Source organism: Thalassospira xiamenensis M-5 = DSM 17429 (genome assembly GCF_000300235.2).
GTDB classification, from domain to species: domain Bacteria; phylum Pseudomonadota; class Alphaproteobacteria; order Rhodospirillales; family Thalassospiraceae; genus Thalassospira; species Thalassospira xiamenensis.
The window spans coordinates 2113885-2129346 of record NZ_CP004388.1 but is presented as its reverse complement, the minus strand read 5'-3'; the positions used below and the strand labels follow the sequence as shown (position 1 = coordinate 2129346).

General features: G+C 52.1%; 13 protein-coding genes. 9 read left to right on the top strand and 4 right to left on the bottom strand.

Annotation, left to right across the window (positions count from 1 at the left end):
• The first annotated feature begins 34 nt into the window (after positions 1 to 34).
• From TH3_RS10005 to TH3_RS09965, 9 genes are all read left to right on the top strand, one after another.
• Positions 35 to 1180 carry a two-component system sensor histidine kinase NtrB gene (locus tag TH3_RS10005; protein WP_007089551.1) on the top strand — a complete coding sequence of 382 codons (1146 nt, stop codon included), beginning with the start codon at positions 35 to 37 and terminating at the stop codon, positions 1178 to 1180.
• On the top strand, positions 1177 to 2625 hold the full coding sequence (ntrC, locus tag TH3_RS10000; RefSeq protein ID WP_007089552.1) for a nitrogen regulation protein NR(I): 1449 nt from the start codon (positions 1177 to 1179) through the stop codon (positions 2623 to 2625). Before TH3_RS10005 ends, ntrC begins: the two co-directional genes overlap by 4 nt.
• The gene (locus tag TH3_RS09995; protein WP_007089553.1) at positions 2622 to 4895 is read left to right on the top strand and encodes a sensor histidine kinase NtrY-like; all 2274 of its coding nucleotides are present in this window, start codon (positions 2622 to 2624) and stop codon (positions 4893 to 4895) included. The genes ntrC and TH3_RS09995 overlap by 4 nt, the downstream gene beginning before the upstream one ends.
• A gap of 50 nt (positions 4896 to 4945) precedes the next feature.
• Positions 4946 to 6328 carry a nitrogen assimilation response regulator NtrX gene (ntrX, locus tag TH3_RS09990; RefSeq protein WP_007089554.1) on the top strand — a complete coding sequence of 461 codons (1383 nt, stop codon included), beginning with the start codon at positions 4946 to 4948 and terminating at the stop codon, positions 6326 to 6328.
• A 43-nt stretch (positions 6329 to 6371) separates the two neighbouring features.
• The gene (trkA, locus tag TH3_RS09985) at positions 6372 to 7751 is read left to right on the top strand and encodes a Trk system potassium transporter TrkA (protein WP_007089555.1); all 1380 of its coding nucleotides are present in this window, start codon (positions 6372 to 6374) and stop codon (positions 7749 to 7751) included.
• Between the two features lie 62 nt (positions 7752 to 7813).
• Positions 7814 to 8500 carry an HAD family hydrolase gene (locus TH3_RS09980; RefSeq protein ID WP_007089556.1) on the top strand — a complete coding sequence of 229 codons (687 nt, stop codon included), beginning with the start codon at positions 7814 to 7816 and terminating at the stop codon, positions 8498 to 8500.
• 120 nt (positions 8501 to 8620) lie between these two features.
• Complete coding sequence (gene hfq / locus TH3_RS09975) at positions 8621 to 8878, top strand: RNA chaperone Hfq (RefSeq protein ID WP_007089557.1); 258 nt, start codon at positions 8621 to 8623, stop codon at positions 8876 to 8878.
• Complete coding sequence (gene hflX / locus TH3_RS09970; RefSeq protein ID WP_007089558.1) at positions 8838 to 10217, top strand: GTPase HflX; 1380 nt, start codon at positions 8838 to 8840, stop codon at positions 10215 to 10217. The genes hfq and hflX overlap by 41 nt, the downstream gene beginning before the upstream one ends.
• A 38-nt stretch (positions 10218 to 10255) precedes the next feature.
• The gene (locus tag TH3_RS09965; RefSeq protein ID WP_233421870.1) at positions 10256 to 11077 is read left to right on the top strand and encodes an inositol monophosphatase family protein; all 822 of its coding nucleotides are present in this window, start codon (positions 10256 to 10258) and stop codon (positions 11075 to 11077) included.
• A gap of 17 nt (positions 11078 to 11094) precedes the next feature.
• Here the strand turns inward: TH3_RS09965 and mazG are convergent, their stop codons facing one another.
• The 4 genes from mazG to ectB all read right to left on the bottom strand — a co-directional run bounded on the left by mazG (position 11095) and on the right by ectB (position 15406).
• Complete coding sequence (gene mazG, locus TH3_RS09960; protein WP_007089560.1) at positions 11095 to 11919, bottom strand: nucleoside triphosphate pyrophosphohydrolase; 825 nt, start codon at positions 11917 to 11919, stop codon at positions 11095 to 11097.
• Positions 11920 to 12069: 150 nt separating this feature from the next.
• Entirely contained in the window at positions 12070 to 13569 is a 1500-nt protein-coding gene (locus tag TH3_RS09955; RefSeq protein ID WP_007089561.1) for an aspartate kinase, read from the bottom strand.
• A gap of 86 nt (positions 13570 to 13655) precedes the next feature.
• Complete coding sequence (locus TH3_RS09950; protein ID WP_007089562.1) at positions 13656 to 14057, bottom strand: ectoine synthase; 402 nt, start codon at positions 14055 to 14057, stop codon at positions 13656 to 13658.
• A 65-nt stretch (positions 14058 to 14122) separates the two neighbouring features.
• On the bottom strand, positions 14123 to 15406 hold the full coding sequence (ectB, locus tag TH3_RS09945; RefSeq protein ID WP_007089563.1) for a diaminobutyrate--2-oxoglutarate transaminase: 1284 nt from the start codon (positions 15404 to 15406) through the stop codon (positions 14123 to 14125).
• Positions 15407 to 15462: the final 56 nt, after the last annotated feature.

Here is a 15462-nt window from a genome sequence, read left to right as displayed (position 1 = left end):
GAATTAAATAGCGATATTATCGGGGAAACTTTGAATGAGACTTGGATTTGGCAAAGGAAACGGGGTAGACCCGACTGGCGTGCTTAATGCAATTGCCAGTGCGGTCGTCGTTTCTGATCGGGATGGCAAAATCCGCTTCGTCAATCAGGCGACGGAACAGCTGTTCAATACCAGCGCCGCCGTTTTGTGCCGCAGCAACCTCAAGGACTTCATTCCCGGTGACAGCCCGGTTTTCTCGTTGATCAGTCAGGCTATCGACGAAGCAACCTTGGTGGCGGATCATAATCTTCTGATCGAAAGCCCGAAGATTGGCAAACATACCGTCAATCTGACAGTGGGCTCGATGCCAGATGAACCTGATTGCGCTGTTCTGACGTTCGAGCTGCGCTCTATCGCTCAGAAGATTGATAATCAGTTGTTAAGCCGGAACTCGGCACGTTCGGTAAGTGCGATGGCAGCGATCCTTGCGCACGAGATTAAAAATCCGCTATCGGGTATTCGTGGCGCGGCACAGTTGCTTGAACAAACATCGAATGAAGACGACCGGGTACTAACGCGGTTGATCTGTGATGAGGCCGACCGGATCGTTGACCTTGTTGACCGCATGGAAATCTTTTCCGACAAGCCGATGGAACGCGGTGCGGTTAACATTCATACCGTGCTTGAACATGTCCGCAGGCTTGCTGAAAACGGTTTTGGCAAACACCTTGCCTTCGAAGAAATCTATGACCCGTCGTTGCCACCGGTATTTGGCAACCGCGATCAGCTGATTCAGGTATTTCTGAACCTTCTTAAAAATGCAGGCGAGGCTGTCGACCATGACAGCGGTCATATTGTGATTTCAACGCGTTACCAGCATGGTATCCGTCTGGCTGTGGCTGGCGGAGATGCACGTGTGCATTTGCCACTGGTTGTTTCGGTGCGCGACAATGGACCGGGCATTGCGCCCGATATGCGCGAAAGCCTGTTTGATCCGTTTGTGACCACCAAACCAACCGGTTCCGGACTGGGATTGGCGTTGGTGGCAAAAATTATCAATGACCATGGTGGTGTTATAGAAGTGAAAGACGCACCGGGGGGCGGTGCCGAATTTCAGATCATGCTGCCGATCTATAACCGCACGTTGGCCGAAGACGTCAGTGCGGATAATATAATGAAAAACAAGGAAGAAACCGTATGAGCCCGAGCCCGGCCAGAATTCTTGTTGCTGATGATGACCGTGCGATCCGTACTGTTCTGACGCAGGCTCTGTCGCGTCAGGGGCACGAGGTCCGCAGTACAGGTCACGGACGTACCTTGTGGGACTGGATTGCCGATGGGGACGGCGATCTGGTGATTACGGATGTCATGATGCCAGATGAAAACGGGCTTGATATGGTGCCGCGTATCCGCAAGCTTCGACCGGATTTACGCGTTATCGTCATGAGCGCGCAGAACACCCTGATGACAGCCGTAAAAGCAGCACAGCGCGGTGCATTTGAATATCTTCCAAAACCTTTTGATTTAAATGAGTTGATCAGCATTGTTGATCGTGCGCTTGAAACACCACAAGCCGCCGACAATGCCAAATCATCAGATGATGAAGGTGATGACCGTCTGCCATTGATCGGTCGTTCCGCGGCAATGCAGGAAATCTATCGTGCGCTGGCCCGGTTGATGAACACCGACCTGACAGTGATGGTGACTGGTGAAAGTGGTACCGGCAAGGAGCTGGTAGCGCGTGCACTTCATGAATATGGCGGTCGTCGTCATGGGCCGTTCGTTGCCATTAACATGGCAGCAATCCCGCGTGAACTGATCGAAAGCGAGTTGTTCGGTCATGAAAAGGGTGCTTTCACCGGTGCCAACGAACGCAAGGTTGGCCGCTTTGAGCAGGCCGAGGGCGGTACGCTGTTTCTCGATGAAATCGGTGATATGCCGCTTGAAGCCCAAACCCGTTTGCTTCGTGTCCTTCAGGAAGGCGAATATACCCGTGTTGGCGGGCGCACGCCAATCCGCGTTAATGTTCGTATTGTTGCGGCAACACATCGCGATCTGCGCAAACTGATCCGCGAAGGAACTTTCCGCGAGGATTTATTCTATCGCCTGAATGTCGTGCCGATCCGTTTGCCATCCCTTCGGGAGCGGCTTGAAGATATCCCGGAACTGGTCAATCACTTCCTGATGCAGGCAAGCGAAGAGGGACTTCCTCGCAAGACGCTTTCTTCCGATGCGATGGCGCGTTTGAAGGTGCATCGCTGGCCGGGCAACATCCGCGAACTGGAAAACATGGTTCGCCGTCTGACGGCTCTATATTCGCATGATGTGATTGGTGTCGATGTTATCGAAACCGAGTTTTCCGAAAATAACATCAGCGAGTCAGCCCCAGTCGGAGAGCCCCAGTCACTTGCTGAATCGATCGAACGTCATGTTCGCGAGTATTACGATGCCCATGACGAGGATTTGCCATCAAGTGGTCTCTATGATCGTATTCTGCGTGAAATGGAACGCCCGCTTTTGACCGTTACACTGGAAGCGACCAGAGGCAATCAGGTGAAGGCAGCCGAGGTTCTTGGGCTTAATCGCAATACCCTGCGCAAGAAAATTCGTGATCTCGGACTGGAAGTTGTCAGGGGCGCCAAATGACCGAAGCCGGACGACCCGTCACCAGTCGTCTTATGCAGTCGTGGTTTGTCAGGTTCCTGGGGCGACTTAGCCAATCGCGAAAGTTTGCGATAGGTTTGGTCTGTGCCGCGCTTGTATCTGTTCTTGCGACCTATCTCGCGATGACCGGTACCGCGCCGCTAAGGCCTGAACCCCGTCTGATCATCCTTTTGCTGAATATTGACCTTGTTCTTGTTCTTGCTCTTGCCACGTTGGTTGCCCGCAAACTCGTCCAGATATGGGCAGAGCGACGTCGTGGTACGGCCGGTGCCAAACTGCATACAAGAATGGTTCTGCTGTTTTCGCTGGTCGCGGTAACGCCAGCGATTATCGTTGCCGTATTTTCCGCGTTGTTCCTGCATTTCGGTATTCAGGGATGGTTCAGTGATCGCATTCGAACCGCCGTCGAAGAAAGTATGGTGATTGCCGAAGCATATCTGAAAGAACATCAGGAATTGATCCGGGCCGATGTTCTGGCAACGGCCAATGACCTTCAACGTCTTGGCGTCAACTTTGCAACTGACCGGGAGCGGATCAACAGAATTCTGACGGCCCAGGCAGATGCACGTGGTTTGCCCGAAGCCGTCATTATTGATGGAAGCGGAGCCGTTCTGGCGCAATCCGATTACAGTTTCTCATACGATCCGGTTTTGTCGCCAATCCCGCAGGAAGTATATGATCGCGCTCGAAATAATGATGTGGTTCTGATTTTGGGCAATACCGATAATCGCATCCGCGCAATGACGCATCTTGATAGCTTCATTGACGGGTATCTTCTTGTTGGCCGGTTCGTTGATCCCAACGTGCTGGAGCGTATCGATAAGGCCCGCAAAGCGGTTACCGCATACGAAAACCTTGAAGGCGAACGGTCAGGGATCGTGATCACCTTTGTCATGATCTTTGTTCTGATCGCGGTTGTTCTGCTTTTGGCGGCGGTTACGCTAGGGCTGATGGTCGCAACGCGATTGGTTGAACCGATTTCTCAGTTGATCATCGGTGCCGAAAAAGTCAGCGATGGCGATTTAACCTTCCGCGTTCCACTTGCGGGGCAGGAGGACGAGCTTGAGGCATTAACCCGTGCCTTCAACCGCATGACGTCCCAGCTTGACACGCAGCGGACGGAACTGGTGGCAGCCAACCGCCTGAATGATGAACGTCGGCGCTTTACAGAAGCAATTTTGGGTGGTGTGACGGCAGGCGTTATCGGACTGGATGCAGAGTGTCACATCAATCTTCCAAACCGCAGTGCATCGGACCTGATGGGAATTGATCTGGATGGGGCTATCGGGCAGTCGATCTGCGAGGTTATCCCGGAATTTTCCGTGCTGTTCGAAGATCTCAGCAAGGAAGGGGATCGCAGTAAATCACGGCAGATCGAAATACGGCGCGATGGTTTGAACCTTATGCTTTTGGCGCGCGTCACGATCGAGCGTGCGGAAGACCGGTCTATTTTCGGATATGTCGTAACTTTTGACGATGTCACTGAACTTCAAACCGCGCAACGGATGGCCGCATGGGCCGATGTTGCCCGCCGTATCGCCCACGAGATCAAGAACCCGCTAACTCCGATACAGCTTTCAGCAGAACGTCTTAAACGTCGATATCTGAAGGAAATTCAAAGCGATACCGAGGTATTTAAAACCTGTACCGACACGATTATTCGTCAGGTTGGAGATATCGGACGCATGGTTGACGAATTTTCAAGCTTTGCCCGAATGCCATCGCCAAAGATGAAATCGGAAAAGATTGTTGATCTGGTGAAAGGTGCCGTGTTCCTGCAAAAACAGGCCTACACCAAAATCATCTATGACTTCGACGCAAAGGCAGGTCGTGAAATTGAGGTATCCTGTGATGCGCGTCAGGTTAACCAATGTCTGACCAACACCCTTAAAAACGCCGCAGAGGCGATCGAGGGGCGGGCAGGTGATGTTACCGAGCTTCCACAAGGACGTATCGAAATTTCTGTGACACGTTCTGATGAAAATCAACGTATCTATGTGACAGTTTCGGATAATGGCAAAGGTCTACCGGTTGAAAACCGCGAAAGGCTTACCGAGCCCTACGTCACCACACGATCAAAAGGTACTGGTCTTGGTCTTGCAATCGTCAAGAAAATCATGGAAGACCATGGCGGAGAGCTTATACTTGCCGACGGTGTCGAGAGCGGTGCAACCGTTACGCTGGCGTTTCCGACCGGAGGCAAACACATAACTGCAGAAGATACTGCGGACAGCAATTCTTTGAACAACTGATCTGGTTGTTTCATCAGCAATAATTTAAATACGGGCATATTGGTCAAGACATGGCGCACGATATTCTGATCGTCGATGATGAAGAAGATATCCGGGCTCTGATTGCCGGAATTCTGGAAGATGAAGGACACAAGACCCGTCAGGCAGGCTCCAGCCAGGAAGCGCTTTCCGAGGTTGCTGCACGCCGTCCGAGCCTTGTAATCCTCGATATCTGGATGGATGAAAGCGATCACGACGGTATCGAGACTCTCAAGCTGATCAAACGTGAGCATAGCGAAGTTCCTGTAGTCATGATTTCCGGCCACGGAAATATTGAAACCGCGCTCGAAGCTTCGCGCAACGGGGCATATGATTTCATCGAAAAACCGTTCAATACGGATCGGCTTTTGCTGGTGGTTGAACGTGCCATCGACGATGCGCGCCTGCGCCGTGAAAACCGCGAACTAACCATGCGGGCAGGGGGCGATACCGAACTTGTCGGCAGTTCAAGTGCCATCAACGGATTGCGCCAGGCCATTGATCGGGTTGCCCGCACAGGAAGCCGTATCCTGATTTCAGGTCCCGCTGGTTCGGGAAAAGAGGTTGTCGCGCGTCTGATCCACAAAAATTCCGCCCGTTCAGATGCACCATTCGTTGTGCTGAACTGCGCAAATATTTCGCCGGAAACGATGGAGGAATCCCTGTTTGGTGCGGTTGCGGCTGCCAATCGGGAAGCCCGCACCGGGGTGCTCGAACTCGCACATGGCGGTACGCTTTTGCTTGATGAAGTGGCTGATATGCCACTGGAAACGCAAGGAAAAATTGTTCGTGTGCTTCAGGAACAAACCTTTGAACGTGTTGGTGGTTCTGTTCCGGTCAGTGTTGATGTCCGTGTCGTTGCGACGACTGCGCGCGACCTGGAAGAGCGTATTGCCGAACAGCGTTTCCGTCAGGATTTATACTACCGGCTGAATGTTGTACCCTTGCAGGTGCCGTCGTTGCAGCAACGTCGCGATGATATCCCGGATCTTGCCGAGTGGTTCCTTGTGCGTTACGCCGAAGCGACCGGCCTGCCAAAGCGTAAATTGTCGGGGGAAGCATTGGCTGCGTTGCATTCCTATGACTGGCCGGGAAATGTCCGTCAGCTGCGAAATGTGATTGAACGACTGATGATCATGGCGCCGGATGACAGTACGGATATTATCAGCGGTAAAATGCTGCCAGCCGAGCTGTTTGAAGATGTGCCTGTATCTTTGAATTTTGATAAAACCAGTGAAATCATGGCATTGCCACTGCGTGAAGCCCGCGAGATGTTCGAAAAGGAATATCTTCAGACACAGGTGGAACGCTTTGGCGGGAATATTTCCAAAACCGCAAGTTTTGTAGGAATGGAACGTTCGGCCTTGCATCGAAAACTCAAAAGTCTGGGCGTGAATGGAGAACGTGCTGAATAAGCCGCTTCATACGATCCGGAACTTTTGAACGGGAGACGAAACAATGAAGGTCATCATTTGCGGCGCCGGGCAGGTGGGGTTCCATATTGCCAAATATCTTGCTGCCGAAAACAATGATGTGACGGTTATCGACCAGTCGGAAGAATTGGTTCGCAAGATTTCCGATACACTGGAAGTCAAGGGTATCATTGGCTTTGGATCACATCCTGATGTCTTGCAGCAGGCAGGTGCCGATGAAGCAGATATGCTGATCGCGGTGACCTTTGCCGACGAAGTCAACATGACGGCCTGTCAGGTGGCGCATTCGCTGTTTAATGTGCCGACGAAAATCGCCCGTATTCGCAGCCAGACCTATCTGCAACCGGAATGGGCAAGCCTGTTTGGCCGTGAAAAGTTGCCGATCGACGTTGTGATTTCCCCTGAAATGGAAGTTGCCCGCGCCGTCGCACGGCGTTTGCGGGCACCCGGTGCATTCGACATGATCCCGTTTGCGGATGACAAGGTCAAAATCCTTGGTCTGCGATGCAACGAAGATTGTCCGGTGATCAATACACCACTTCGGCAGTTGCACCAGTTGTTCCCGGACCTAAATATTTCGATCCTTGGCATGATCCGTAATGATAAACCGGTTTATCCCAAGGGCGATGATCAGATGCTGGCTGGTGATCTGGTCTATCTGGCAGTATCCAGCGATCAGGTGGATCGCGCGATGTCGGCCTTTGGTCACGAAGACCCGGAAGCACGACGCATTGTTATTTTTGGGGGCGGGAATATTGCACTTTTCCTGGCCGAGGAAATCAATCAGAACTTCCCAGGTGTCACCACCCGCCTGATCGAGGCGGATCCGGAACGTGCCCGTTTCGTAGCTCAGAAACTGCCAAAGAAAAGCGTGGTTCTGCGCGGGGATGTGCTTGATCCTGAACTGCTGGAAGAGGCCAATGTCGGCAATGCCGAGGCGGTTGTCGCGCTAACTAACGATGATGAAACCAACATTCTGTCATCGCTTCTGGCGAAACGGTATGGCTGCCCGCGCGCGCTGACCCTGATTAACAAAAGCACCTATACATCCTTGGTTTCCGAGCTTGGGATTGACGTTGTCATCAGCCCGCGCATGACGACGGTGTCGACCATTCTGCACCATGTTCGCCGTGGGCGAATTCGTGCGGTGCACAGTCTTTCCGAAGGATTTGGAGAAGTTCTGGAAGCCGAAGCACTTGAGACAGCACCAATTGTCGGCAAGGCGATCAAGGATATCGCCATGCCGGCAGGCGTCGTGTTTGGTGCAATCCTGCGCGATGGCGAAGTCGTGATGCCACGCGCCAATACGGTAATCGAAGCCAATGACCGGATTGTGGTCTTTGCGGGCTCCGAGCAAATCAAAAAGGTCGAAAAGATGTTTGCCGTACGGCTGGAATATTTCTAAAAATTCAAAGGCTTGCAGTATTATTATTGTAAATCAGATTAACGTGCGTTCCGGATATATTCATGTCAGAAAAAATGCTATTGCCGCCCAAAGCCGTTATTTTCGACTGGGACAACACGCTGGTCGATAGCTGGGAAACCATTCAGGCGGCTCTTAATCTGACATTTGATGATTTTGGCAAGGATCGGTGGGACCTTGCCGAGACAAAAACACGGGTCGCGCGTTCATTGCGGGACAGTTTCCCAACCCTTTTTGGCGACGACCGCTGGGAAGAAGCCAAAGATCGTTTCTATGCCCATTTCAAGGCGATACACTTGGAAACCCTTACGCCACTCGCGGGCGCGCATGATCTTTTGGGTGCGCTTCGTGATACTGGTGCCTATATGGGGGTGGTCAGCAACAAGAACGGTGATTTTCTGCGCTCGGAAGTTGACTATCTTGGTTGGGGGCATTTTTTCGGTGGTGTGGTCGGGGCTACAGATGCAAAAAAAGACAAACCGGCGGCTGATCCGGTGCATCTGGCGATGGGCGACTCTGCTGCGGCGCAATATGAGAATCTGTGGTTTGTGGGTGATAGCGTGGTCGATATTCAGTGCGCGCGCAATGTTGGTGCAACCGCGATACTGATCGGCGACGAAGTTACCGGCCACGGGGACACCACGAATTCCGCGAATCTTGGACCAGATTGGCATTTCCCCGATTGCGAAGCGCTTGTAAGGCTTGTAAAAAGCTTTGCGAAAGTCTTATAGTTCAATCAGGTCATAAAAATGGGGCCGGAGCCGTAATTGACAGAAAAGTCGTCGGTTCTGCATTTTCCTTGACCGCCCGAAACGATAAAAACGCTCATAAAAGAAGGCTAGGTCTAACCAATGGCGGAAAAATCACAAAATGTTCAGGACGTATTCCTGAATTATTGCCGTAAAAACAAAACGCCGGTTACCGTGTTTCTGGTCAACGGAGTCAAATTGCAGGGCATTATTACCTGGTTTGACAATTTCTCTGTTTTGCTGCGGCGCGATGCTCACACCCAGCTCGTTTACAAACACGCGATTTCGACGGTAATGCCGACGACACCGATTAAACTGTTTGATCCGAGCCAGCCTGCGACGGACGAAGAAAATAGCTGATGAATCTCTGACTGCGGGGGCTAACGGCGACGATGACAGCCCCCGGGTCCTCGTTTTCCATCCGGAACTGAAACGTGCGGATCAAGCTGGATCTTGGCGCGACGCATCCTCGCGACTGGAAGAAGCCGTCAGCCTGACCGGCGCACTGGATTTTGAAGTTGTGGGCGCAGAGGTTGTGCCCATAGCAAAGACACGTCCGGCCACCCTGTTTGGGACCGGTGTCGTTGAACGCCTTGGAAATCAGATCAAAGCCGAAGAAGCCGACATTGTCATGATCAATGGCCAGCTTTCCCCGATCCAGCAACGTAATCTGGAACGGGAATGGAAATGCAAGGTTATTGATCGGACCGGTCTTATTCTTGAAATCTTTGCTGATCGTGCGCGCACCCGTGAAGGGCGCCTGCAGGTTCAACTGGCGTTGCTGAGCTATCAAAAGTCCCGTCTGGTTCGCACATGGACGCACCTTGAACGCCAGCGTGGCGGTCGCGGGTTCCTTGCCGGTCCTGGGGAACGCCAGATCGAGATCGACCGTCGTTTGATTGGCGACAAGCTGGCCAAACTTCGCCGTGAGCTTGAGGAAGTCAAGCGGACACGCGAACTTCATCGCGAGGCACGTCGACGCGTTCCTTATCCGATTGTGGCACTTGTCGGCTATACCAACGCTGGCAAATCAACGCTGTTCAACCAGTTGACCGTTTCGGACGTCTTTGCCGAGGATATGCTGTTTGCAACCCTCGATCCGACCATGCGCGGTCTTGAACTGCCAAGTGGTCGCAAGGTGATCCTGTCCGATACTGTCGGATTTGTTTCAGACCTGCCGCACGATCTTGTGGCAGCGTTCAGGGCGACACTTGAAGAAGTTCTCGAAGCTGACTTGATCGTGCATGTGCGTGATGCCTCCTCGCACGAGGCGGAAGCCCAGAAGCTTGACGTGCTGGAAGTTCTAAAAGCGCTTGGTCTGCAAAAGGCAATTGACGGCGAAGAGCTGGTCGAGGCGCTGAACAAATGCGATCAGCTTGAAGGCGAAGATTTGACCGCTGTGCAGGAATATTCGGCACGTAATGCCAATACGATTGCAATATCAGCGATCAAAGGCACCAACTGTGATGCGTTGCTGGCTCTGATCGAGGATAGGCTGACCGAAGACATGCCTGTTTTCGAGCTGCTTGTCCCTTATTCGGATGGCAAGGCGTTGGCTCGGCTCTATGAACAGGGCGAAGTGCTAAAACGGATTGACGGTGAGGACGGCATTTCGGTGCAGGTCAGAATTGATGACAGTCGCGTCGGTCGTTTCGAAGATTGGTGCGCCAAATCCGGGTTTGATCTGCATTTGGTCTAGAATTGCCTGTTAGAACTCAGACTGGAAAGGAACAAGGTGTGCTTAGTGTCGATATGGATAAGGTGACTGAGATTATCCGCGAAGTATCGGCAGAAGAGATCGCACCGCGTTTTGGGCAGCTGCAAAAAGGCGATATCGATACCAAAACCCATGCAATGGATCTGGTAACGATTGCGGATACCGAGGCAGAACGTGTTCTAACAAAGAGGTTTTGCGATCTTTTGCCCGGCAGTGTCGCACTGGGTGAAGAGGCCGCGCATGCCGACCCGAAACTGCCGGAACGTGTGTTTGGTGAAGATGCCCCGATCTGGATCATCGATCCGGTAGACGGCACCAAAAATTTCGCCCACCACAAACAGCCGTTTCGCTGCATGGTTGCCCTTTATCACGGTGGCGAAACTATTGCTGCGTGGATCGTTGACCCTATTGAGGGTTCGGCAACTGTCGCGGAAAAAGGGGCGGGGACGTATCATAATGCCACCCCCGTCCGGGTTCGCTCAGACATTCAGGCAGCCAAAGATGCCAAGGGATTTCTGATCTCGTTCGCGCGTGATCGTATTCGCAAGCATTATGGTCATATCGATTTCTTTGACGAGATTGCCCACTATTCCTGTTGTGGGGCCGAATATCAGGAAATTGCCCGGGGACTTTTTGATTTCTGCGCCTATCGCAACCTGAAACCCTGGGATCATGCGCCCGGCACCTTGCTTGTGCGGGAGGCTGGTGGTGTTGCCAAATATATCACCGCTGACAGATCGAATGAATATCACGCCAATGGCAATGCGCCAGGTTTACTGTGTGCATCCTCACCTGAACTTTGGGCGGAAATGAACGAGTTATTGCTGCCTTTGTTCGAGTAGTTTTCGCTCTTTATCCTTCAACCGCTATTGCGCTCCGCCTGTTTGGCGGCGTTCCAAAGCGCATCCATTTCTTCCAGATCGGATTGCCCTGCACTTCGCCCGTCGCGTGCCAATTCGTTTTCGATGAAATGAAAACGTCGTGTGAATTTGTGGTTTGCGCGACGCAAGGCAACTTCGGGATCAACACCCAGCTTGCGCGACAGGTTGGCCATGACGAACAGCATGTCACCGAGTTCGTCCTCAATCCGATCCTGATCAGGGTTTTCAGTCAGTTCGGCCTGCAGCTCGCCGATTTCTTCATGCAGTTTATCAAAAACTTCATCCGTGGATGGCCAGTCAAACCCCACACGCGCAGCCCGTTTCGTCAGTTTCTCGGCACGCATCAGCGCGGGCAGGGCGCTTGCCACACCGTCAAGGGCGCTATGGCGTTGCTGCCCTTTTGTTTCAGCCTTTTGCGCACGTTCTTCGGCCTTGATCTTTTCCCATGTCTGATTGACACCATCCGTGTTTATGGCATCACCATCGCCAAAGACATGCGGATGACGATCAATCATTTTCGAAACAATGCTGTTTGCGACATCTTCAAAGGTGAAATGACCTTCTTCGGTGGCCATCTGCGAATGAAAAACGACCTGAAGCAACAGATCGCCAAGTTCCTCGCGCAGTTCGCTCATATCATTCTGGGCAATCGCATCGGCAACTTCATATGCCTCCTCGATTGTGTAGGGGGCGATGGTCGCAAAATTCTGTTCCAGGTCCCAAGGGCAGCCGCCATCGGGATCACGTAATCTGGCCATGACATCCAGTAATGCATTGATTGCCTTGCTGTTATGGTTCGCCATGTCCGTAATGTCCTGCTTATTCGTTGTGACTTGTTCATTCTGTCGTAACGCGACATACCCTGCATGGCAAGCTCGCGGAAAAGCAAGGCAAAACAAAAACCGCCAGAAGATGACTGGCGGTTTTCGATTTGTAATTGCCGCTTGATTTAATCAGGCTGCGGCACGCTCTTCGGGTTTGGCAACGCTTTTATCGTCAGCTTTGCTATGCTTGCCTTCGACAAGCCCCCGATGCAATGCCTTAATTGCCTTGTTGAAGTCGCCTTCGGCAACCACGAACTGAAGATCAACACGGCGACTTGGATAGTGGCTGGCGACCAGTTCAATGCCGTCGGCGTCAAGAATGCCAACCGCACGGGCAAATAGGCCCGGCTGATCAATATTGGCACCGATCACAGAAACAATTGCAACCTTGCGGGTTTTCACACTCGCTTCGGGTTGTTTCTCTTCGATCTCATCCACACAGCGGCGGATTTGCTTAAGCGGTGCGGATACATAATGCGTGATCGTGTTTGCATTCAGGTTCTTGGTGACGGTTGGAACCTTGAAGCGTTTCAGGACACTCAGAATTGTTTCTTCACCACCGGCAACACCAACCATGTCCTGATTGAACACTTCGATCTCGAATGCTGTCGGTACGCCAGTCACGATTTCGACACGGCTGTCATCCGGGTCCCAATGATCGTCAATGACGGTCCCCGGATGTTCCGGCTCAAACGTATTGGCAATACGAAGTGGGATATCATTCTGACGCAGCCCCTTTGCTGCGCGCGGATGAATGGCTTCCATGCCCATATTTGACAACTGATCGGCGACATCATAGCTGGTGCGACCAATCGGACGCACGGCATCCTCACCGACGATGCGAGGATCAGCACTCGACAGGTGGAATTCCTTGTGAATGATCGCTTCGCGGGCCTGTGTCAGGCAGGCGATACGCGAAAACGTTACTTCGCTGTATCCGCGACCATAGATGCTCATCAAACCTTCGCTGCACTGGGCATAGCCAGTGGCAATCGGAAGCTGTTTGGCGATGTCGATATCGGAAAATACCTTTTCGATACGGCCATCAAGCGTTGATGCTTCCGGCTCACGCCAGCCAGAAAGGTCGGCAAAAACAGCATTAACACCCTTGGCACGGAGCAACAGCATGGTGTTGTGGGCACTATGCGATTCACCAATCGCGCTGAGCATTTCGCGAACAGTCAGCAAATGCTTTTCAAGTTTGAAATGCCCAAAGCTGCACAGGCGATGCAGGTCCATCAGACAACTGCGCGTGCCTTCGATACGCTCTTGAACGAATGCATTTGCCAGCTTGAGCTCCGGCGCATCGCCAAAGATTTCTTCGTTAATCGCACACATCTTTTCAGAAACCTTGGTCAGGGAATCGCCCCATGCCCAATCGGTTTCCGAACCCGCATAAAGCTGATAAACGCCGGCTTCACCGGTCTTTTTGTTTTCCAGCAGCATGTCAGTGAAACCGCCATAAGCCGAAACCACAAAAACGCGGTTATAAAGTTCTTCATCGCTACGATTGCCGACAAGGATGTTGTCCATTACGGCATTGACCTGCGACATCGATGTTCCGCCGATCTTGTGAACGCTATGCCCAGCGTCCGTTTTTGCGACAGTCTTTTTCTGGGCTGAAAGCATGTTGCCTCCTTTGGGGGCGTTTCCTTGAAAAGTCTATTCATTCAAAGCTTGGGGCGGTCCGTAATGGCCGCCCCAAAGCAAAAGCCCTAGCTGGCGAGTGCATCACCATCAAGCGGGTAAACCCCGTTTTCATCGTGGGTTTCGCGCCCGTTAAGCGGCGGGTTGAACGCACAGGCAACCACCATATCCTCAGTGCCACCACGCAGATAATGACGATCGTGCTTATTGAGTATGTAAACTGTGCCAGGCACGATCTTGTATTTCTTGCCGTCCGCGATGGTTTCGACTTCGCCATTACCAGAAATGCAATACACGGTCTCGAAATGGTTGGCGTAGCAAATTTCGGTCTCGGTGCCGGCATAGATCGTGGTGATGTGGAACGAGAAACCCATGCCATCATCAGCAAGCGACAGACGAGTGCTTTCCCAGTTATCGGCGACGATACGGCGACCGGATGCTTCACATTCTTTCAGTGTACGAACAATCATGTATAACTCTTTGATTTAATTAGAACCGTGGGGCAGGGCGACACCGTGATGTCGCCCAGATAAAATCATTCAGCAGCAGCCTTTGGTGCAACAATTTCCTTGTCCATTGCCTTGGCGGTCGCCATTTCCAGAATATCAAGGCCGTGGGCCAGATCTTCTTTGGAAATGATCAAGGGCACCAGGCATTTGACGACTTCGTCTTCCGGGCCACTGGTTTCGATAACCAGATTGTGCGCGAAACATTCCTTGGTAACCTTGGATGCGACCTCGCCACTTTCAAAGCAGATACCCTGCATCAAGCCGCGACCTTTGCGATAGATTTTCCCATCGCCATAGCGTTCGGCAATCTGTTCAAGGCGCTTGCCAAGGAAGTCGGCCTTGTCTCGGATATCGCTAGCGAACCTGTCATCCGACCAGAAATGATCAAGTGCAGCCGCCGCCGTCACAAATGCATGGTTATTGCCGCGGAACGTGCCATTGTGTTCACCCGGATGCCATACATCATATTCCGGTTTGATCAGAACAACCGCCAGCGGCAAACCATAAGCCGAAAGCGATTTAGAAAGCGTCACCATATCGGGCTTGATCCCGGCTGGCTCAAAGCTGAAGAAGGTGCCTGTTCGGCCACAACCCGCCTGAATATCATCAACGATCAGCAGGATATCGTGCTTACGGCAGACCTGTTCCAGCTTTCTCAGCCAGTCAAAATCAGCAGCGTTCAGCCCGCCTTCGCCCTGAACGGTTTCAACGATGATGGCAGCTGGCAGGGCGATACCACTTGAATTGTCGCCCAGAACACGGTCCAGATATTCAGTCGTGTCGGCACCGTCACCCATGTAACCATCGAAGGGGACCGCCACGGCATTATCAAGAGATACCCCGGCAGCACCACGATGATGCTCGTTACCTGTAATTGCCAGTGCACCAAGTGTTACACCGTGGAAACCATTGGTGAATGAAATCACGGTTTCGCGTCCTTTTACACGGCGCGCAAGCTTAAGGGCCGCCTCAACCGCGTTGGTACCGGTTGGGCCGGTAAACTGGATTTTATAATCCATGTTGCGTGGTTTCAGGACTTTGCTTTCCATTGCATTCAGGAAAGCAGCCTTGGCCTTGGTGTGCATATCCAAGCCATGAGTAATGCCGTTCGATTTGATATAATCGATCAGTTTTTCCTGCAACACAGGGTGATTATGCCCATAGTTAAGGCTACCTGCACCAGCAAGGAAGTCGAGATAACGTTTGCCATCGGTATCGGTCAGCCAAGCACCTTCCGCTTTTTCAAAGGTAACAGGAAAGGAGCGAGCATAGCTCTGGACTTCCGATTCAAGACGATCAAATACAGTCATAATTCCCTCTTTTGATTGGGAAAATAAAAAAATGGTCCTGTCATAGCAAACGTCCG